Source organism: Paenibacillus sp. FSL H8-0175 (assembly GCF_045040615.1).
Taxonomy (GTDB): Bacteria; Bacillota; Bacilli; order Paenibacillales; family Paenibacillaceae; genus Paenibacillus_AQ; species Paenibacillus_AQ odorifer.
Map to the genome: position 1 here is coordinate 6612702 of NZ_CP150299.1, position 22411 is coordinate 6635112.

Consider the following 22411-nt stretch of genomic DNA (forward strand, 5'->3'; position numbering starts at 1 on the left):
AATAATAAATCGAGTAGGAGGGGGCGGCGAGCCCCCGGCCTCTCACACCACCGTACGTACCGTTCGGTATACGGCGGTTTTCCGTAAGGAGTTGTATCTGTCCAATACACTCTTTAATCCATTGGATTCCCAATATTGGTTATTCAATGCACGTTGCAGAATTGGACTCCCTGCAATTCGCCAATACCCTTTCCGAGTATTTCCCCACTCAAAAGGCTTATATCCTTAGGCACGCCTAAGGATATAAGCCTTTTGACTTTGGTTCTCGGGCTCTTCCATTGCTTCCAGAGACACATTCGCAATCTCCTTCGAATCCACATATCCATCGCTTTAAAGGCACTTGGCGTATCCGCCAGCGAGAAATATCCGTGCCATCCCATCAAGTATCGATTGAGCTCCTGGATTCGCTCTTCCGTTCGCATCGCTTTCTTCCGGGACGTTATCTCCCGAATTCGAGCCTTCGCTTTCTGCAAGGACTGTTTTGCTATCCTCACCTTGGGCTCTTTATCGCTACTAAAGCAAAACCCAAGAAATTTCCGTCTCCATGGGCGGTCCACCGCACTCTTCGCTTGGTTCACCTTTAGTTTTAGTCTTGTCTCAATGAATCTGGTGACGGATGCCTTCACTCGCTCTCCTGCTCTTAGTGTTTTCACATAGATGTTACAGTCGTCCGCATAACGGACGAAGCGGTGTCCACTTTTCTCGAGTTCCTTGTCGAGCTCGTCCAAAACGATGTTAGATAACAACGGACTGAGTGGACCACCTTGCGGTGTCCCTTCTGTTGTCGTATTTACTAGCCCGTTCTCCATCACACCTGACTGAGGATATTTACGAATCAGCAGGAGAACTTTCTTGTCCTTCACTTTAGCCGAAATCTTCATCATCAGTCGGTCATGGTTGACGCGATCAAAGAATTTCTCCAAGTCTAGATCGACTACGAATCGATATCCCTCTTTCATGAATGCTCTGGCTTTCCTTACCGCATCATGCCCTTGTCTTTTCGGACGAAATCCATAACTATCGGCTGGGCGCACTAAATAAAGGAGACCACTTAACACGTGGTCTCCTTTTCTCATATTAAAAAATGCTATTTTACATACAGAAGTTCTGGATTATGTACGGGATTAAATGAAAGTTTCTTAGTGAACTGCCAACGGTCAGTTACATTCATTTTGTTATATATGCTCTTCACTACATTTCTAACTGTACCTTCACTAATTCCCAACTCGTTAGAAATACACAATGCACTTTTTTCACATAACCACATTTGAGCCACCTCTTTTTCTCGGGCAGTCAAGTTGAATTGTTCAAAACTAAACTCTAGTCTAAGTAACTGCATCTCAGGGTTACTCCACATCCATTTCTCGGTAACGTTTTCAGCTATCTGTTGCATAAATGGAATAGCAAATTCGATTTGCAGTCCTTTGTAGAAAGAAATATCTACATAGCCTCTTATAACACCATCTGAGTAGAGAGGAGAACATACACAGTTCCAATTAGAAAATATAGAATTCGTATGTTCGCTCCCTTTAACTACTCCAATAGAATTCATTTCCATAGAAAGTGAAACACCATTTAGCCCGAAATCCTGTTTGGCAAAACTCTTCCCAACTCTTATTCCTGCCTTATCAAATTCTTCTTTTATATGTACTGAAGAGAAATACAGATCGAGAATTCCCCCCATATCATCTGTTAGAAAAGCCGCAAAATCTACCGATATAAACTTACTAATTTTAATCATCTCGTTATGTAGGGAAAGAATCATTGCCTCGTGATAAATAGATTCCTGGCCAATCTCCTCAAACGAGTGCGCACTCGTTCTTTGTGGGGCCTTTGAACTTTTGACTTTACCCAATGAAGAGATAGAATCCATTTGTTCCTTTTTTAGATCTTCAGCTGAACACCAAAGTTTTGTCTGATCGTATGTTACTGTCAATTCCAACTCCTCCTGATTTCCATCATTTATAATGTAAAATGATACCATTATATATTTAAATATTGAAGATTCAACCAACTATTAACATATTTATTCATATTAGTAAATATCCAATGGGGGATATTTTCAAACTTTGTTATAAAGACCATAATTACATTTGTAGAACTTAAATAACCGCTAGATGCCCCATTTATTATTAATAATTATCCTTACACTCTCTTCTATTCAATGTGCCTTAAGTCATAGAAAAAAGAAACCTCTAAGGAGATAACACAGTGGAATTGTATAAAATTAATGAAAAACAAACATTCCAGTATTTTAATTTAGTCTCATATCGCAACACTATTCCTTCCAGTTGTTTACATCATAAACTAAACGAATTTATCCTTTCACTAAACAACTATAACCTCCAAAAGAATGGTCCTTTAATCACTTCTACTCATTCTGTATCCCGAAATAATGGCATAGAGATGGTGGATTTTGAGATTATGGTACCAGTAAAAGGAGAAATTAAAAAAAATCCCCCTTTTATATATAAGCAAGAATTCAAGTTAATAAATGCAATTTGCTTGATGTATGAAGGTAAAATGAATGGCATCAATTCTGCTTATGAATTTTTAGTCAAATATATCTCTCAAAACAATCTACATCAAATAACATCCGCATATAATATAAACTTATCTGAAGGTACTAGTGAAAATATAAAAATAGATATTTGTATTGGCATCAATCCTAGTCTTCTTTAACTAGTCAAAACTCGTCTATCTCGAAAGGAGGTGAATAGAATGGAACTGAGTCTTAACAGTCAATTTTCAACATTGTCCAACATTGAAACGATGGAGATTTCCGGAGGTATAAATTGGGATAATGTTGCTTATGGAGTCTTGGGAATGGTAACCGTGGTAGCCGCTGTTACCACAGCACCAGTAACGATTCCTACTGCGATTATGGCAGTGGGTGGATCAATAGTATCTGGATATCTTACTGGTAGCGGACTAAAACATTAAATATCTGTTATAAGGAGTGAGGAATTAAATGCTTTCATATGCCCCTAGTTTTTCAGAACTTACACTTGAAGATAGTATCAATATTGATGGTGGCGTTGATTGGGCCAAGGTAGGTGCAGGAGTGTTAGGTATGGTTACAATCATGTCTGCTGTTGCTGCCGCACCAGTAACAGCCACAGCCGCAGTTGTCTACATAAGTGGTACAGTGGCTGCCGGATATTTAGTGGGTACTTCATTCTAAATTTTGATGGAGACATTCATCTTCAGATGGATATGTCTCCATCTTTTCTTCTATAAAAGAAGAGAATAATCATAAATAGATTGCGAGTGATTTTTTTGAAAATAGATAAATTAATATCGTATCTAATTAGAATAGACATTACTTTAGGGCTAGTAATATCATTCTTATTAATTGTAAGACCTAATATAATCCTCCCATCCCAATGGTTTATAATGAATTTCTTAATTTTTCTAACAGGTATATATATATATAAGAAAAATAAAAACAAGACATTTATAGCAGTTTTTATTTATGCTTTCATCTATTTTTCTTTAGTCATATTAGATATGTTAACTTCAAAAGGTATTATTCGAAGTGACAATAGATCTGGAGATATTTTATTAAGCGTAGGATTAGTGGCGTTAGGCCTGATCGGATTTTTCATTGCATTTTACATGAGCAACAAAGATAAATGATTCATTGTATAGCACAGGTCACAATATAAAATCATCATTTAATAATTGCTTTTCGGAGGATTATATGGCATTCACTAAATACCAATGTGTCAAACAACAAGATATTAAAGACTGCGGGGCTGCCTGTCTCGCCACTATAAGTAAAAACTATGGTCTCAACTATCCTATAACTAAAATTCGCGAGATGTCGGGATCCGATAAAATGGGTACCAGCGCCTATGGCCTTGTTAAAGCTGCTGAAAAATTAGGATTCACTGCCAAGGCTGTAAAAGGGACTCACGAGGCATTCTTCGAAGATTTCCCCCTTCCGGCTATTGCTCATGTGGTCATAGACCAAACTTTATTGCATTACGTTGTTATTCATAAAATCACAAAAAAAACAGTTGTCGTTTCGGATCCTGCGAAGGGCATTGTTAAATATACACCAGAAGACTTCTTTAAAATCTGGACCGGTGTTCTCATATTAATGGTTCCTACCCCTCAGTTCAAAAAGGGCGGTGAGTCCAAGGGTTTATTCACTCGTTTTTTTGGTTTACTTATTCCTCAGAGAAGAATGCTACTAGGAATTTTTTTGACATCCATGCTCTATACAATATTAGGTATATTATCAGCCTTTTATTTTCAATTTCTGCTAGATGAGATTCTTCCTTTTGGCTTAAAGAAGACTCTGAATATAGTATCCATTGGAGTAATCATTCTATATCTATTCAAAGTTTTATTGAACGCTTTTCGTAGTCACATTCTACTAACATTGAGCCAAAAGCTTGATATTTCGCTAATTCTCGGCTATTACCATCATGTGTTGAAGCTACCCATGAACTTTTTTGGTACTCGCAAGACGGGGGAAATCATCTCAAGACTTATGGATGCCTCTAAGGTACGGGATGCCATCTCCAGCGCAACCCTAACCATCATGATCGATATTATCATGGTTATTGCGGGGGGAATCATTCTTTATTCGCAGAGTGCCCTTTTATTTGGTGTAACTGTGCTGCTGGTTCCTTTGTATCTAGCGTTAGTGTGGGGATTCCACAAGCCATTCGACCGGTTAAACCGTGAACAAATGGAGAAAAACGCCCAACTTACCTCCTACATCGTTGAATCCATAGACGGTATCGAGACGGTCAAAGCCTACCATGCGGAGTCTAAAGTTGGCTTTGAGACGGAACAGAAATTCATCACGTTTCTGAAATCCGTGTTCAGCTTTGGTATTTTCAATAATATACAAGGCTCGCTAAAAGGTGTGGTTCAGTTGCTTGGAGGTGTAGCAATCCTCTGGGTAGGTGGTAATCAAGTAATAAAAGGAAATATGACCATGGGTCAACTTATCACTTATAACTCATTACTTGCTTACTTCCTTGAACCTATTCAAAATCTCATCAATCTCCAGCCTACCCTGCAAACAGCTGTTGTAGCGGCGGACCGATTGGGGGAAATACTCGACTTAGAAGCGGAGAAGCTTGAGGATGAGGACAAGAAGATTCAACCTGCTTCATTAAAAGGTGATATTAGATTTGATCGTGTCAGCTTCAGATATGGTACACGTTCCCTTGTACTTCATGATATTGATTTGAGACTTAGACAGGGCGAGAAAGTCGCCTTTGTCGGTGAGAGCGGCTCGGGTAAAACCACCCTGATCAAATTAATTATGCAATTTTACCAACACGAAAAAGGCGATATCTTAATTAACAACTACAACATTAAAGATATTCATTTAGATAGCTTAAGACAGCGGATCGCATATATCTCACAGGATACTTTCTTTTTTAGCGGAACAATTCGGGAAAATCTATGTCTGGGTGTCGATCAGGATCTGGATCTGGAACAGATTGTTACCGCCTGCCAAACCGCACAGGCTCACGAATTCATCAATCAGCTTCCACTCCGTTACAACACTTTGTTAGAAGAGAATGCGACCAATATTTCCGGAGGACAGAAGCAGCGACTGGCTATCGCCAGAGCGGTGCTGAAACGACCGGATATCCTTATTATGGATGAAGCTACCAGTAACCTGGATTCAACAACGGAGAAGGCTGTATCGGAGACGATCAATGCTTTCGAAGACATGACTACGATTATTATCGCTCACCGGCTGAGTACAATCATGCGCTGTGACCGAATTTATGTCATGGACCAAGGGCGGATCATTGAGCATGGAACACATCAGGAGCTTCTGGATTACCGTGGAAAATACTATGGCTTGTGGAAAGATCAACTCCCCGGGATTGAGCAAAAGCAAGATCACACCATTCAACATGCTGCTGCAGGAGTAGGCGAGGTGTCTCTCGTATGAGTGTACAAATTCATAACTTATCAGAAATGACAGATAGCAGAGAAATCATGGAATCCAAGACCAGTCCTGTGATTTCCATTTTCATACTTATCTTATTCATTCTATTGGGGGCTGCGTTAGTCTGGTCATATTTTGGCCAGATCGATGAAGTTGCTAAAGCCTCTGCTGTAGTTAGACCCAATGAAAAAGTCAGTACCATTCAGACTTCATCTGTGGGAAAAGTGGAACAGGTATATGTCCATGAAGGGATGCAAATTAAAGAGGGCGAGCGGTTAATTTCCTTTGAGCATAAAGAACTTGATATAGAATTATCCAATCGTAATTCAGAAATCAATAAGCTCACTAAGAAACTGCACTATCTCGGGCTGTATAAACAAAGCATTAGCAATTTAGATAATCAATTTTCTTCTGAACGTACAGACGAGGGTTACTATTATGACATGGTAGAACAATTTCTCCTTGAATACAGCCAGCAGCAGCAGACCTTTCAAGGAACCCAGGATCAGCTTACAGCTGCCATTCACGAGAATATAGGCTTGCAAGATTCTGCTACCTTTAGTGCCGAATCTAGTTCGGATAAATCTCTTCAGAATAAAATTGAATTGGAACGAAAAAAGAAACTGCTAAATGTTGAAATTGCAAACGAGAAATTGCTTGTGCAATCCATCAAAGAGAATCAAAATCTTCTTCCAATTGAAGATACCAAACGGACGGAACAATATAATACATACCAAATTAAATATGTCCAACTGTCTAAACAATCTGCTGAGAAAAAAGAAATCTACAATCGTTCGCTCAGCTTGGGGGACCGCCTTGTGCCTCAATCCCAGATTACAGATGAACAGCATCAATATGAAAGTTCATATTTGCAAATCAACCAATTCCAAACCGAAGCCGTGCTCAGCTCAGAAAGCAATATCACCAATTACAATCAGCAATTGGTTGAGATAGAGGTCAGCCTCGATTTGCTAAAAAATGGGCACGATCCATCAGTTTCAGAACGAAAAACTTTAGAAATGCAAAAGAAACAACTGGCTGAGCAGCAAAATGATTTACTGAATCAAGAGAAACTTAACCGTTCATCTGAAGCAACCTCATTGAAAAAACTGAAACTTGACCGTATTGTACAGATTCATTCAGCAATAGAAGAAAATAAAAGAACCTTAATTACGCTGCAAGAGGCTGTTAAGGGACTTGAGCTTGAACGAGACAAAAGACTGCTCATAGCACCAATTTCCGGGACCATTAATATTTTAAAAGAAACCAGCATCGGGGACATGGTACAATCCGGCGAAGCCTTGATCTCCATTATACCTAGCAACGAGTCAAAATATAAAATGAGCATCGCTGTACCTAATGCTGAAGCAGGAAAAATAGCGATTGGCAATAAAGTTGATTTCAGCTTTTCAGCCTTTCCTAAACAAAATTTTGGTTCCCAAAAAGGTACGATTACATCTATCAGCACAGATTCAATTGTTCAGCAAGACGGTCTAAGCTACTATCTGGTGGAGGCAACGATATCCAATGACCCCCTTGTTAATCGCAGAGGTGAACGTGGAGAGCTTCGTGTAGGGATGATAGCGCAAGCCTCTGTTATTACCGACTCCAAGAAGATCATTGATTTTGTTCTTGAAAAAATCAACTTAAAGGAATAGTGAGGTTGCCAGCTAAATGTTAAAGAAATCAGCTCTCTTGATACTCGCCTTCTTATTACTCCTATTGCCGCATTCCATTACAGTTTATGCTGATACGCAGGTATCTAGCGCAATAAAATCGCTTTCCATGGAAGAAGCAATCCAGCTAGCATTAACTAACTATGTAGATATCAAGCTCTCACAATGGAATATTGCAGAAACGGATTCCAAATTTTCATATGTATCATCTGAAGAGAAAAAGTTGGAGCAAAAAAATGTAGTCACAACCAGTGGGCTGCTGCCAGTAAATCCTGATATTTTTATCAATAGTATTCCTGGTTACGCTGATTTAAGTGAAGAAGAACAGGCAGGGGTCAATCAATCCATTCTCATTCAAATTATGATTAACACATCTCTGAATCAATGGGTTAGCGCTCAGAATGAAAGCCAAAACAGTTACAATCAAGAGACTAAAATAGCGCAGCTTAAGGAATTTCGTGACCAGTTACGCACATTAGAAACAGATAAAGTAATTAATCAGTTACGACTTCAAAAAACAGAAGCCCTCATCCGCTACTATGCTGTGCAGAAATATTATCAACTCTCTTCTCTAAAAAAAACGATTGAATATGACAAACAAGAAAGCCAATATTGGTTTCAACAGTCTGAGGATACCTTGCGGTCCTATGAGCATGGTCTTCTGTCTAAGAGAAGTTTGGACGATTTTAATCGTAAAAACATAGTACGAAAATCTATTTTTGAACGTAACCTTCGAAGTTATGAAGCTCAGTTAGAACAATTTAAGCTTGAGTTAGGATTATCATCCTATTCAGAAGTCCTTCTAGATGATGTCATTTCCAGTACACCAGAGCCTGTGAATTGTAATACAGTAATTAGCCTCTCTAGTAATTATGATTTACGCGAAGAAGATGCACGTATCACACTCGCCAAAGATAATCTTGATGCAGCTAAAGCTTCCGATGCTGAACTCATCACTTATTATTCAGTCCTATGGTCTAGCCAGATTGCACACAAAAATATAGTACAACAACAACTCGAAGAAAAACTGGCTAGTTATAAGCCGGAAGCAAATGAAATTGATTTTGAATATTCAGAACTAAAAGAGCAGCAATTGGAACTCGTACGCGTCTCCCAGGATAATGATACTCTCCTAAATAGCGGGTTAATCTCAGCGGCTCAGGCAGATCAGGACAAGCTGGATTTACTAAACTTAAATCGGCAATTCGATAAGCAAAAAGTAAAGTACGGTTTATTCCAAGCAAAAGTTACTTTGGCTCTTAGTGGAGTTATCCTCTAATAACTATTAATTTATCATTCAAAACCCAAAGGAGATATCACAAGTTGAAAACCATATCTAGCCTAATCGCAGCAACTCTTCTTTCTACCGCTATCGCCTGGCCTGTCCATGCCGCAGAGAAGCCAATCTCCATTCAGATCAATCAGCAACAGCTCGCACTGAAGGGACAGGCTCCCTTCAATGATAATGGTACAATTGTCGTTCCTTTTCGCCCGGTTTTTGAAAAACTAGGACTTTCAATCGATTGGAATCATACCACAGGTACCATAACAGGTACTAAGGAAGGGCTTACGATTACACTGCGACCAGGCAGCAAGCAGGCCAGCGTCAATGGTGTAATAACCCAACTTTCTGTTGCCCCTAAGCTCATCAATAATTCCACTTACATTCCGCTGCGCTTCGTTGGGGAGGCTACAGGTAATGAAGTCTCCTGGAATGCACACTCGAAGACAGTAACCATTACAGGCAAGACTAACCAGGTAAACCCGCAGGAAATCAATGCTTTTTTTGAAAAATACGTAACCTATACCAACAATGAGAATTATGAAGGGTTCATGAGCCTAATCGATAGCAAGTCTCCTCTTGTGGTCATCGGGCCACAGATTAAGAGCCAAATGGAACAATACGATCTGACCACTTCACTTGATCAATTAGAGGTTATCAGCCTTCAACCCACAGAGGCTACGGTTCACACCGTTGAAACGACTACACACCTCAGCGGTCCATTCACCTTAGACAATACCTCTGAATATATTTATAGCTTAACGCGTACTGCCAGCACTGAAGACTGGAAAATCAACAACCTGCAGATTAAAGGCGTACAATATATACTCCCAGATAAACTGCTGAACGCTAAGCCAGCTGTGACGAAGTCGGATGAAACGGATATATTAGCTGTGCTTAAGAGCAACTTGGACTATACCAATGCAGAGAATATTCAAGGTGTGCTATCTACTATTGATCCTGAGTCCCCTGCTCTCGAACAAACCAAACAGCTCTTCAGCCAAATTTTCACAGTCTATGATCTAAAGTTCACTCTGGAATCTGCCAAAATCATTCATTATACCCAGGATACCGCAGCCGTATATATGGTTCAGACGAGCATCAAGCTTAAGGGTCCTGAGTTTCAGGATAACCGCTCCACCTCTGTCACAACGCTGAAGAAATCCAAAGCAGGCAAATGGATGCTGGATCAGACCTATCCGATTAGTGTAGACAAGTTAACTCCATAATTATAAGGATTTGTAACAAAACAAAAAAACGGCAAGCCCCATTAACCCGGAGGCTTGCCGTTTGCTTATCTAAAGCGCCGGAGCTCAATCTTACCCGCTTCCCCTACGTTCTCTGGCTGATACGGATATAGAACAGTTCCTAAATAGTTGGGACCACAATGGCCAATCTTTCAATCAATTCCCATCTCTCGCTGATATTCATCTTACTGTAAATACTCTTAACGATATTCCGCACAGTTCCCTCTTTCACATTAAGGTCGTTGGAAATTTGCAGCGCCCCTTTTCTTAGTGCCCAGTGATACGCTACCTCTCTCTCTCTAGGGGATAATCGATACAAATCACACTTCTCCTGAAATATGTACTCAATTAACTTCGGGCTTCGTTCCTTCAACTTCAACACAATCTTTTCGGATAATTGTTTAATAAAGAGAATCGAAAAACCAAGTTGCCTCTCGGCTTCAAATGAGATGTCTATATATCCACATATACAATCATTTATCATTATAGGAGCGCATACACAATTCCACTCTTTAAACATTGGCATACTATGCTCTTCTCCACGCACTACTGCAATTGACTCAACCTCCATCGCTAAAGAAACTGCATTCACTCCAGAGATTTGCTTCGAAAGATTAGTTCCACTCCTAATTCCATAATGATCTACTTTCTCCTGAAACGTTTCGAATGGACTGACAATATTAATAATATTGCCGGCTTGATCTGTTAAGAAAAAGACAAAGGGCAATAAGAGAAATTCCATTACTTTCGCCAATTCTGAATGTAATACTTCAACTAAAATCTCGTAGGGAACCAGCTCTTCTATAGAAAAGGATTTTTCTGTTTTGAGGTTACTCCAGGGTTGGTAAAATTCACACAAGGAATTATTAGATTTTTTATCTACATCATCTACTGTAAACCAAGCTCGTTCGCATTCAAGAATATTCAAACAGTCGATTCTCCTAACTAATGGTATTTATTAAACAGAGCATAGCACTCCATCCAAAGGAAAACAATGACATAATTAGTTAGGGTTATGGGAGATTAGTAAGAATTGAAATAACATTGTTTGGGTTATTTTTCTATGGCCGATTATTTGATAAGAACTTTTCACCTGTCCTGTATTCTTGGAATTTCGTAAAAAAAGAATAGAGCATAACAATTACCACTTGTCTATATCCTACCTAGAATATATACGAAATCCATTTTTTCTATGAAAATAAGGATATTCGTTGATTAGAAAAAAATTTCACAATGGAATCTTAGACTAGCGAGAAATCATGCTCAACATATTTATATCTGCTACCCTGAAAGGAATGAATTCCATCAAGAGTTTAGTAGGGATTTTCAGTAGAAAGTATACAAAGTCTATTCCATTTTTACTTTTGTTTTCATTATTTATATTGGCGTTTTCTGCGGTAAATAGAATATTCCCAATAATATCTTTTTTAATAATTATGTTAAATGCTCTGTACATTGTTGTGAAAATAGCAATATTTAAAATTAAAAAATAAATATTTATTTCAGGGGGGGGATATTGCAATCTGGCAAAGCGCCTTTCAGCCTTTCCTAAACAAAGTTTTGGCTATTAGTTTAGACAAGTTAACTCCATAATTATAAGAATTTGTAACAAAACAAAAAAAACGGCAAGCCCCATTAACCCGGAGGCTTGCCGTTTGCTTATTTAAAGCGCCGGAGCATTAGTCTTTTCTGCTCCTTTACGCTCTTTTGCCGATTTACGGAAGTAGAACAACTCGTAAATCGCCGGCACTACAATCAGCGTAAGCAGTGTTGCTGCGGTTAATCCGCCAATGACTACAATCGCCAAGCTTTGCGAGACGATGCTGCCCATCTCGGCATGGCCGAACAGCAGCGGTGTCATGGCGCAGATGGTGGCAATCGCCGTCATGAGAATCGGACGCATCCGTGTTCCGGCAGCTTCTAGAATAGCCTCGTGGATACTCATATTGGCTTCATTTTGCTTAATCCGGTCAATGAGCACAATGGCATTCGTAACAACAATACCTATTAACATCAACGCCCCGAACAGAGCAGTGAAGTCAGGCGTTACACCGGACACGATAAGTCCAACAATCGCACCAATCGCCGCGAGCGGCAAGGAGAACATAATCGCCAGTGGAGCCCGAAGGGTTTTAAAGGTGAGTACCATAATCAGATAGACCAACCCGATGGAGATCAATGCCGTCATGCCCAAGTCGTTGAAATCCTCTGACTGATCAACTGACGCTCCGCCTGCAAATAAGGTCACGCCTTTCGGAAGTGTAAGACTATCGGTTTCTTTTTTAATATTCGCACCGATCTCAGATACCTTCTTCGGATCAACCTCTGCTGTAATTCGTACATACGGCTTCCCATCTTTATGGAACAACATTGCTGATTCATTCCGAACCTCGTAAGTTGCGAGCTGAGACAGTGGCTTCGGCCCCTCAGCCGTCATGAGCGTCAGCGCTTTTAAATCCTGCTCCGTTTGCGGCTGAACCATAGGATCTAACACTACACCTGCTGCATCACCATCGAGCTCAATTTGCCCCATTGGAATCGGATTAAGCATCGCTGACAGCTGCATTGAAATCTCTTGCGCATTGCTTTGCGCCGGATCTACCTTAAAGGAAAATACAGGTTTCGTATCCTCCATATTGCTGCTGACTTTTTGAATCCCCTCTACGGTCTTCAGCTTAGCAGTAACTTCTGTTGCTACAGTAGTAATATCCGTAAGATTATCTCCGACAATATCAATATATTCGCTGGTAGAGCTGGATCCCATCATACTCATTTGGTTAGCAACAAGTGTTGCTCCAGTGTATGAATCTTTTACCTCACGAACATGATCAATAAAAGCCTGAGCATCTGCACCTTTTTTCATAACAACGGTATAGTCCACTAAGGTTTCAGAGGTAACACTCCCCCACTTAGCGGCGTCCGCACTATTCCCTGATTGCATGATTACCGTTTCTGCTTGTGGCTGCTTCATCAAATCTTGTTCTAACTGCTTTCCCTTTTCCAAAATATCTTTGACAGGAACATCCTTCGGATAATTCATCTGAACAGAAACATAGCTGGCATCCGAAGCATCGAGCGCCCCTTTGGGCATAGTCACATAAGCAGCAATGGAGCCAATCAGAAGCAGGAGACCCAACGATAAGCTAACCCATTTACGGCGAAGATTCCAGTCCAGAAAGCGGATAAACCATTTAGAAGGTTCGTGTTCTTTCATTGATGTTCTTCTCAGCAGCCATGAGCTTAAAAGAGGAACAACCGTCAAAGCTACTACTAGTGAAGTAAGCAATGAATAGGTCACTGTTAAAGCAAACGGCAGTAAGAAAGCTTGCAAACTACCACGCAAGAGACCCATCGGCAGAAATACTGCTACGGTAGCAATGGTTGATGAGGTAATCGCTCTAGCCACTTCCCCAGTTGCACTAATAATCATTTCACGGGAAAAGGGTTCTTTTTGCAGCCTACGGTAAATGTTCTCAATCACCACGATACTATCATCGACCAAGCGGCCTACCGCAACCGCGACTCCCCCGAGTGTAATGATATTCAAGCTTATGCCGGAAATATTCAGCAGATATAAGGTGACTGCTAACGAAAGTGGGATGGATACTGCCGTAATCAGAGTAGCCCGCAGGTTACGCAGGAACAACAGAATCACAATCGTCGCAAATAATGCACCTAGCAATACCTCACGCATCATACTGTTTACCGAGCTAACTACCATATCCGATGTACTGAATACCACTGCTGCTTCTGCATTAGGAGTGGTTGTATTAATATGATCTACGGCAGCCTGAATGTTATCTCCGACACTGACTGCATTCGCATTAGCCTCTTTGGTCACTATGGCGAATAGAACGTCTTTCCCGTTCGAACGGCTGACACTTTCCTGATCCTGCTTCAATTCGACAGCAGCGATATCCTGTAGCTTAACGCCCGCAGATACAGGAAGCTTTTTCAAAGTATCCATACTATCTATCGTAGAAACTACGTTAACATTGCCGGTCTGCCCACCAATCGTTTGCTCCCCAAGGGATGCCGATACATTACGTCCTTGAAGTAAACCTAATACTTGTGGAGTCGTGACTCCCTTCTCAGCCATTAATTTCGGGTCCAGCTTAACGCTGACCTGCGGAGTTACCTTACCATATAAAGCAACGTTCGCTACCCCTTCAGCTTTTTGCATCTCTGGAATGATAGTCTCTTCCGCAAGCTTAAGATTCTCTTTAGTCAGGCCTTCGTCAAAAGCAAGAGTAACCTGTGATACAGGAATCATGGAGGTATTCAACTGAAGTACAAAAGGAGCCATTACCCCTTCCGGGAACTTCAATGAATCGACGACCTTCTGAACCTCCTGCGCAGCATCCTTCATATTCGTTTTCGAATCATAAAAAATATTTACCTGCGCATATCCGTCTCCGGAAGTGGACAGTATTTCCTTCTTCCCTTTCACAAAAGCTGCTCCAGCTTCTATCGGCTTCGTTACATTAGTCTCCATAGCATGTGTATCCTGGCCAGGACCCAGCACAGTTACAGTCACTTGAGGATTATCCGCCTCTGGCATAAATTCCATCGGTAGCGAAGTGTAGCTCATCCCTCCCACCACAAGAGCCATGACTACTAAAAGCCCCACCGCAGCCTTGTTACCGAACGACCATTTTGTTAACCATTTCATTTTCTTTTTCCCCTTCCACTCCACATGATTTCTGGCACTCCCCTTATGTCTGTTTGATTATGTATTAATTTCCATCCCGAGATTTAGTTTAGTCATTTTTGGCTGAACTCAAAACAGCCCTACGGCTGGTTTCGTACTCAGTCTTAAGACGGGGAACTTTCCCCTTCTGTAGACAGATCCCCGTCCTTTTTCTTCATGATGGCAACTGGAACGTGAGCATAAAAAAAGAGCCCCGTTAGCCATATAAATGACCAACAGGACTCCCTTTTGTTATGGTTTATTTCCCTTCCGCACGTACTGGATCACGGAACATAAATTTCAATAGTGGCGGCGTTACAAGTGTAGTTACAATGACAACAATAATGACCGAAGTAAAATACTGTTGCTGTAACAAGCCGCTTTGCAGCCCTGTGGCGGCAATGATCAACGCAACTTCCCCCCGTGAAATCATCCCAGACCCAATAATGGCAGACGAGCGGTTATCAAAGCCTGTAAGACGCGCACCCAGACCGCCACCAAACAGCTTGGTCAGAATGGCAACAACCGTAAGCAAGATCACGAAGCCTATTTGACTGCCTACTCCTTCAAAGGAAACACTAAGTCCGATACTTACAAAAAAGACCGGCACAAAAATCGAATAAGCAATCGGCTCGAGCTTGGATTCTACCGTGTGCTTAAAGGAAGTTTGCGAGATAGCAATCCCAGCCGCAAAGGCACCAATGATTCCTGCCATCCCCATGATTTCAGCAAAATAGGCGAATGCGAAACAAATCATTAACGCTGCTGAAATAATCGCCTCTGTCACCTTCAACGGAGCCATCCATTTCATGACCCGAGGAACAATGAACCAGCCGGCAATAATCGCTACGGCAAAGAACAACACCTTTTTCCCAATTAAAAGACCAATAGAAACGTCTGCCCCTGTACCGAAAAAGCTCATCAGAACAGCGAGCAAAATAACAACTAGAATATCATCTACTACGGCAGCCCCCAGAATTGTAGAGCCTTCACGTGTGTTCAGCTTATTCATATCTTTTAACACCTGCACCGATATGCTGACCGATGTTGCACTAAGAATAACGCCCATAAACAATGCATTATGATAAGCAAAACCAAACATTTCTCCTAAGGCGAACCCACCCAAAAAGGGTAATATAATTCCACCGACGGCTACTGCAAAAGCTGATTTCCAGTTCTTGCGCAATTGATCCAGATCCGTCTCAAGCCCCGCTATGAACATTAACAGTAGAACACCGATCTCAGAGATATAATGAATAAACTCTCCATCCTGAACCCAGCCCAGTACCGCAGGCCCCAGTATGATTCCCACAATAAGCTTGCCTAGCACAGCTGGTTGCCCAAGCCGCACAGATAGATCACCAGCTACTTTGGTGAACAATATGATCAGCATAAGATATAAAACAAACTCCATCTTTCAATCCACTCCCTTGTTGTATATAAGAACTGCCAACCAGGAGCTTCTCCAAGCCAAAAAAAGACAAAGAGGAGCCCTTGTTGACAGGCTCCTCCAAAAAACAAATAATTATTCAATTTAACTTTATAAATTATATTATACCTATATTTAAAATAACTGTAAACCAGATGCGCCGATAATATAAATTATGCACATTTGATTTGTTCTAGAATTGAATTGCTTATTTCAGATAGAACACTTCACGTAAGGGCTGCATAGGCACCTCATCATTGAAATCAAATGACCCTTCAACCATCTTAGAGGTAATCGCATTCCAGCGGTTGCAGGCATCACTTTTGGCAATGTAATCAAAAGCCGCCTTACTATCCTCACACTCATAACAGTAAAAAAATTGATTGCCATTCTGAAAGATGGAATAGTTAGAAATACCAGCCTTACTGTGCTCCTCCAAAATTTCTGGCCAAGGATTTAAATGCATAGCTACATACTCCTCTAAACATTCTTCCTTCACCCGCCATGTCCAAGCCAATTTATTGCTGCTCATCTGCTCATCCTCCTAGAAATCCCCTCTTTTACACATATTAAGAACTAGGGACATTTGATACCTATTATTGTACCTGAATAGAGTAGTCCAAGCTATGCATATCTATATGATCTGTAAATTTTTTAAGCGTTAATTCCGGCTTCACTCGGACGTAGAATAGCAGAACCAATCGCCAGCAGCACCGCGGCCATAAGACCCAAGATGGCAAAAGGCAGCCATAATTCATTCCAGCCTCCACCTGTAGCAGCGATATCGATCGCTTGGATCGCCCATTTTTGCGGTACAAAATTAGCTGCCTTCTGCATATAATCCGGCATAATGGATAACGGCCAGAAACAGCCTCCAAGCATACAGGTCGGGGTCAGGATCAGCGAATTAAGCATGCCAGTATTATTGGGATTGCGAATCAGACCTGCTACCGTACTGGCTAAGCCCATGGAAACGAGCATAAATGCTGCAAGAACCAAAAAATACAAGTAGAGCGGTAATCCAAAGTCAAACTGCAGTACATAACGGCCCAAAGCAAGTACTACAACAATTTGAATTAACCCAACAATGAAGCTTCCCAGAAAATTACCGAGGGCAATCTCATACGAACGAACCGGGGCACTGAACATACGTTTCATTGTTCGTTCTCTTCGATCATCCATAATAAGCGACACTGAACTTGTAACCAGCCCCATTAAGAACATCAAAGTAAATCCTGTGACGATGCTTAAGCCCTCTTTGGGATATAAATCATAATCTGTTCTTATACTGCCTACACTATGTTGCTCAGCTCTTTGCATTACGGCAGCAAACTGTGAGTCCGAGTCCGTAGCCTCAGTCCGAGCTGCTCCAATTAGTCCAGCAGTGTTTCGCATTTCATCAGCAATTACACTGATTTTCATTTTTACCATAATGGATGTTTCAGTAGCCTTAAGCTCATACACACTAATTTGTGGCTCTTCTCCAGCAAGCAGTGCGGAGGTGAAGTTTTGCGGTATCAAAATACCGGCTTCTCCGTTCTGATCGATAATACTCTCCCTCAAATCAGCCTCATCTGTCTTCTCTACCAGCTTATAATCACCGGTATTCTCCAGCTCGGTAAGCAAATGTTTGCCCGCTGCACCATCGTCCATATTCGAATATAAAATAGTAGCCGGTCTCTCACCCATACTTCCACTAATTGCTACTACCCCGGCCACGACAAGACATGGCAGAAGAATATACGAAAGCAGCCCATTCCGAGAACCAATCGTTCTTTTCACCATATTCCAAGCAATCGTTAAGATCTTATCCATGGTAACCTACCTTCCGGTACGAGATAACCGCTGCACTGAATAGAACCAGACAGATGATCGACAAGACCAGCAGATTCGGCAAAATCTCTGAGACCTCTGCATGCAGCATCATTTTTAGAACAGCTTGTAGTACCCAGTGATTCAGGGTAAATGCCCCGACCGAGTTCACCCATGATTCCGGAAGTGGAGCCATCCCTCCACTAATGAAGGTCATGACCACAGTGATAACATTAACAATACTTCCTGCACTTGCTTTAGTTTTGCAAAACATTGAAATAACAATCGATAATGTCATGGAAGCTATGATCATTAAGAGACAGAAGAGCAGCAGCAAGCCCGGACGATTGCCCCAATTTACGCCAAACAACAAATGAGTCAGGATAATAATCGCTGCGCACTGCACTACACTTACAACCCCTACGCCTAGCATTTTACCAATAAACAGCTCAGAACCTTTTACCGGCATTGAGGTTATTCGGAAGAGGGTGTGATTTTCTTTTTCATTAAAAAGAGAGCTGCTGACGGTCAAACCGCTATATAGCAGAAACATCAGCATCATGGATACCGCATAGAATTGGGAGGCTGTATAGGATCGGCCACCTTCACTGAGCGCCCCAACCTTAACAGAAGGCTGCTCTCCCAAACTTGGTGCAGTAGCAGTCAAAGCTTCTGGACCCAACGTCATAGCTACGGATTGCTTATAGTTAATATTGTTCAAAAAGTTATCGAATACCGTCCCCGCAACCATGTTATCTGTCCGATCTTTGCCCAGAACAAACTCTAGCTTTGCAGTTTCGCCGCTTTGTACTTTCTTATCGAAGCCTAGGGGAACAATAACCGCATAACCATATTTCCCGGCGCGCAGGCCACTTTCCGCTGTCTCTCGGCTCCCTACTTTGACCGGAATAATGATATCCTTAAGCTCCGGCGTCTTCAAAAAGCTGTCTATCATCGCCGAGCTTTCATACCCTTCTCCAGAAAGATTAACTACACCAACACGTACAGGGTCAATCTTAGACGCTGCCTTATCACCGATTACACTGGAGAGGGAAGCACCCAGCAGAAAGATCAAAAGCAGCGGTAGCAGAAACATATTAATGATGATTGAGCGTGAAATAAACAGCCTGCGAAGCTCATAAATCATAATTGTCCAAATATTTCTCAAAGCGTTCTCTCCCTCCTTTAATCGCGCAATGTCCGTCCTGTCAAACTAAGGAATAAAGTCTCCAGATCCGGCTCCTCAATATTTAAAGAACCAATAACGCCTTCATGTTTAGCAAAAATAAATAAGATATCCTGCAGCTCATCCTGTGAGGAGGGGAGATACATTTCTACCGTTCCCTCTTTACTTTCCACTCTCGTGATCCGCGGGTGTAGACTAAGCTCATTGATTAGCTCCGGGGTGATGTTCGTTGCTTTGACCACTATTTTTTCTTCTTGAGAAACCCGTTCCCGCAGCTCCTTTTCCGTGCCACAAGCAATGATATGTCCCTTATCCATAATCGCTACCCGATCACAAATGGCTGCAACCTCTTCCATATAATGACTAGTGTAGATGACGGTTGAGCCAAGCCGATTCAGCTCTTTGACCGACTCAAGGATATGATTACGAGACTGCGGATCAATCCCTACGGTCGGCTCATCCATAATAATCAGCTTTGGATGATGCATGATGGCACAAGCGATATTCAAACGTCTCTTCATCCCTCCGGAGAAGGTGGCTGGTTTTTCTTTGGCCCGGTCACTAAGTCCTGTGAAAGCAAGAGCTTCCGCCACCCGTTCTTTCAGCAATTTTCCCCGCAAACCATACAATCTTCCGAAAAAAGTTACATTTTCTGCTGCTGTCATTGTATTGTACAAAGCCAAATCCTGCGGAACTAAGCCGATCTTTTTCTTAACCTCCAGTGCATACGAAGAGACTGATAACCCATCAATAACAATGTCTCCACTATCAATCTTTAGCAGGCCGCAAATCATACTTATAGTTGTACTTTTACCTGCCCCGTTCGGGCCTAGCAGGCCAAAGATCTCTCCTGCTTGAATCGTAACATTCACATGATCTACCGTTAATTTGTTCTCATACCGTTTCACCACATCGGTCAACACCGCGATTGCCATCTCTTATCTCCCCTGTCGTGTGTGCTTCTATATTTTCAATTTTATTCTAGGTTGAATTTTTGCGGATGTACGAAAGGTCATTTTTTGAAGGTGACTAAAGTCATCTCCTGAAGTAGTGGGATAATATGCTAAGATTATTAAAAAACATAAAGGATGACTAAGGCGTGCCCAGAGAGCTAAACTTATTGCGTTACGGACTCATCTTAATCCCTGCGTTTATTACCATTTATGTCTATCAATATAACGATTATGGAATCTTCACGCTGCATATCCTGATGCTTCTATTCCTTGTGGTCATGGTGCCAAAGCTCCCTCGATCCATTCATGCTTTGATTAGTATCATTGAAATCTTGTTCACGGCCTGGTTATGTTATCAATATGGCAGCATGATGATTTTCCCCGCTATATCAGCACTGCTTTATTATTCCAGACTCCAGCCTAAAGCAGTGCCTTACGTGTTCACAGGTGTACATCTGATAGCTTTGAACGTTGCACTCAAGAATTCTCCATCACTCGTAGTGACTTACATTAACCTTTCATTTCTGCTCACTGCCTACCTAAATAAGCTATTATTGAAAGCTGGCCAGCGGCGCGAAGACACTCTTCTTCTATATGATGAGTTGCGCAAAAAGCATTTCGAACTCGATGAAGCTCGCAACCGCCTGCTGGAGTTCAGCGCGCAAGTAGAAGAGTCTGCCCAGTCCAAAGAGCGCGTCCGAATCTCACGCCAGCTCCATGACGATATCGGCCACCGGTTAATCCGGATTAAAATGATGATGGAGGCCGCCCTCCAGACCTTGCCCACCTCTCCCGAGAGCGGAATGCAAATGATGGAATTGATTCGTGACCAGCTGTCGGCTAGCATGGACGATATGCGGTCCGCAGTTAAACGTATCAACTATACCCCGAAGCTTGAGGGAGCTTATGCGTTAGACCGGCTGCTCGAAGAGATTGGGCGTGAGACGGGGATCGAGACCTCATACCAAGTACAAGGCATACCTTATCCGCTCTATCCTAGTATTCAAGTGATCCTGTACAAAAACGCCCGTGAGGCTATAACTAACGCCTTGCGGCATGGAAAAGCAACGTCCATCCGGATCAAAATTGACTATGTGCAAGCAGGAATCACTATGGAGGTTAGCAACAATGGATCACTTCCAGAAGAAGAGAAGCTCCGCAAATTATTGGGGAGTGGTGGGGACGGGATGAAAGGCATGTACGAGCGCACTCATCTGATCGGTGGAACACTCGAACTAAGGCAGGAGCCACATTTTACAGTCATTACGCGGCTGCCCATTTATAAGCAAGATGAGATTGTATAACGAAAGGAGCCATGCTAATGATTAAAGTGTTAATTGTTGATGACGACCCCTTTATTCGCCAAAGTCTGCAAGTATTGCTAGGGATGGACCCAGATATTGAAGTTGTTGGAGCAGCTTGTGAAGGTAACGAAGCCTTGGAATTACTTCAAGAAGGATTAATGGCCGATGTGGCTCTGATGGATATCCGCATGCCCGGCTGCGGTGGCGTTGAAGGAACGGAGAAGATTAAGCAGGCTTTTCCGCAAATTGCAATATTGATGCTGACCACCTTCGACGATGATGAATATATCATTGAGGCACTGCGTAACGGAGCTAGTGGATATTTGCTCAAAAACATACCGCCAGACCGGATCATCCAGGGCATTAAAACGGTTTTTGAAGGGAACATGCTTATCCACCCTGATATCGCCCGCAAGCTGGCAACCTTTCTGCAGCCCACGGCACGGCAAGAATTGCCACAGGTACAGCCACTGGAATCCTTCGGATTGACCAAAACAGAGTTGGCTGTAGTGGCTTCTATCGCTGAGGGGCATAGCAACAAAGAAATCGCCGGACAGCTTTTTTTAAGCGAGGGTACCGTCAAAAATTACATAACGGATATATTAAGCAAATTAGAGCTCCGCGATCGTACGCAAATTGCAATTTTTTATTTGAAGAATAGGCAAGGTTGAACTAGTAACATATAGCATATGAATAGTCCACTGCCAAAGTTAGTTTTTCTTACGGACTCCAGTGACGCGCTGCTCCTTGGACGCGGGTTCGGACTCCAGTGACGCGCTGCTCCTTGGACGCGGGTTCGGACTCCAGCGACGCTATTTACAATTTTATCGGCTTTTGAGCAGAGTTTCGGACCCCAGCGACGTTATTCCTCAGAAAGAGGCTCATTTGGGGTATTTTTGATGC

General features: G+C 41.9%; 17 protein-coding genes and 1 pseudogene. 9 read left to right on the plus strand and 9 right to left on the minus strand.

The features are described 5' to 3' along the window. Window positions 1-42: 42 nt before the first annotated feature. Window positions 43-1019 (minus strand): annotated as a pseudogene (locus MHH46_RS29435) (reverse transcriptase domain-containing protein); the annotation flags it as partial. Between the two features lie 68 nt (window positions 1020-1087). Continuing rightward, window positions 1088-1936 (minus strand): helix-turn-helix transcriptional regulator, encoded by an 849-nt coding sequence (locus tag MHH46_RS29440; protein WP_076192469.1) that lies wholly within the window; start codon window positions 1934-1936, stop codon window positions 1088-1090. 275 nt (window positions 1937-2211) lie between these two features. Here MHH46_RS29440 and MHH46_RS29445 point away from each other — a divergent pair, with 275 nt between their 5' ends. From MHH46_RS29445 to MHH46_RS29475, 7 genes are all read left to right on the plus strand, one after another. Next, on the plus strand, window positions 2212-2682 hold the full coding sequence (locus tag MHH46_RS29445) for a hypothetical protein (RefSeq protein WP_076123797.1): 471 nt from the start codon (window positions 2212-2214) through the stop codon (window positions 2680-2682). A 39-nt stretch (window positions 2683-2721) separates the two neighbouring features. Beyond that, window positions 2722-2943 (plus strand): hypothetical protein, encoded by a 222-nt coding sequence (locus MHH46_RS29450; protein WP_076123799.1) that lies wholly within the window; start codon window positions 2722-2724, stop codon window positions 2941-2943. Window positions 2944-2971: 28 nt separating this feature from the next. Then, window positions 2972-3184, plus strand: a complete 213-nt coding sequence (locus tag MHH46_RS29455; RefSeq protein WP_076123801.1) for a hypothetical protein — start codon at window positions 2972-2974, stop codon at window positions 3182-3184. 519 nt (window positions 3185-3703) lie between these two features. Continuing rightward, the gene (locus MHH46_RS29460; protein WP_076192467.1) at window positions 3704-5932 is read left to right on the plus strand and encodes a peptidase domain-containing ABC transporter; all 2229 of its coding nucleotides are present in this window, start codon (window positions 3704-3706) and stop codon (window positions 5930-5932) included. Beyond that, the gene (locus tag MHH46_RS29465; RefSeq protein WP_076192465.1) at window positions 5929-7587 is read left to right on the plus strand and encodes an HlyD family efflux transporter periplasmic adaptor subunit; all 1659 of its coding nucleotides are present in this window, start codon (window positions 5929-5931) and stop codon (window positions 7585-7587) included. The genes MHH46_RS29460 and MHH46_RS29465 overlap by 4 nt, the downstream gene beginning before the upstream one ends. A gap of 16 nt (window positions 7588-7603) precedes the next feature. Further along, window positions 7604-8884 carry a hypothetical protein gene (locus MHH46_RS29470; RefSeq protein WP_076192463.1) on the plus strand — a complete coding sequence of 427 codons (1281 nt, stop codon included), beginning with the start codon at window positions 7604-7606 and terminating at the stop codon, window positions 8882-8884. A gap of 44 nt (window positions 8885-8928) precedes the next feature. Next, window positions 8929-10116: a copper amine oxidase N-terminal domain-containing protein gene (locus tag MHH46_RS29475; protein WP_076192461.1), complete on the plus strand. Its 1188-nt coding sequence runs from the start codon at window positions 8929-8931 to the stop codon at window positions 10114-10116. Between the two features lie 139 nt (window positions 10117-10255). Here the strand turns inward: MHH46_RS29475 and MHH46_RS29480 are convergent, their stop codons facing one another. The 7 genes from MHH46_RS29480 to MHH46_RS29510 form a co-directional block, all read right to left on the minus strand. Next, entirely contained in the window at window positions 10256-11062 is an 807-nt protein-coding gene (locus tag MHH46_RS29480) for a helix-turn-helix transcriptional regulator (protein ID WP_076192459.1), read from the minus strand. A 735-nt stretch (window positions 11063-11797) separates the two neighbouring features. Next, complete coding sequence (locus MHH46_RS29485) at window positions 11798-14806, minus strand: efflux RND transporter permease subunit (RefSeq protein WP_076192455.1); 3009 nt, start codon at window positions 14804-14806, stop codon at window positions 11798-11800. Between the two features lie 277 nt (window positions 14807-15083). Continuing rightward, window positions 15084-16238, minus strand: coding sequence for a cation:proton antiporter (locus MHH46_RS29490; protein WP_076192453.1), 1155 nt, complete (start codon window positions 16236-16238; stop codon window positions 15084-15086). 223 nt (window positions 16239-16461) lie between these two features. Further along, window positions 16462-16785: an L-rhamnose mutarotase gene (locus tag MHH46_RS29495; protein WP_038573529.1), complete on the minus strand. Its 324-nt coding sequence runs from the start codon at window positions 16783-16785 to the stop codon at window positions 16462-16464. A 122-nt stretch (window positions 16786-16907) separates the two neighbouring features. Further along, a complete protein-coding gene (locus MHH46_RS29500) occupies window positions 16908-18068 on the minus strand; it encodes an ABC transporter permease (RefSeq protein ID WP_076192450.1) in 1161 nt (386 codons plus the stop codon). After that, window positions 18061-19233 (minus strand): ABC transporter permease, encoded by a 1173-nt coding sequence (locus MHH46_RS29505; protein ID WP_081387850.1) that lies wholly within the window; start codon window positions 19231-19233, stop codon window positions 18061-18063. The genes MHH46_RS29500 and MHH46_RS29505 overlap by 8 nt, the downstream gene beginning before the upstream one ends. A 17-nt stretch (window positions 19234-19250) precedes the next feature. Further along, window positions 19251-20186, minus strand: coding sequence for an ABC transporter ATP-binding protein (locus tag MHH46_RS29510; protein ID WP_036678569.1), 936 nt, complete (start codon window positions 20184-20186; stop codon window positions 19251-19253). Window positions 20187-20350: 164 nt separating this feature from the next. On the opposite strand from MHH46_RS29510, the gene MHH46_RS29515 reads away from it, so the two are divergent. Together MHH46_RS29515 and MHH46_RS29520 are read left to right on the plus strand one after the other, a co-directional pair. After that, window positions 20351-21508, plus strand: coding sequence for a sensor histidine kinase (locus MHH46_RS29515; RefSeq protein WP_076182158.1), 1158 nt, complete (start codon window positions 20351-20353; stop codon window positions 21506-21508). Between the two features lie 17 nt (window positions 21509-21525). Beyond that, entirely contained in the window at window positions 21526-22179 is a 654-nt protein-coding gene (locus tag MHH46_RS29520; RefSeq protein WP_076123821.1) for a response regulator transcription factor, read from the plus strand. Window positions 22180-22411 lie beyond the last annotated feature (232 nt).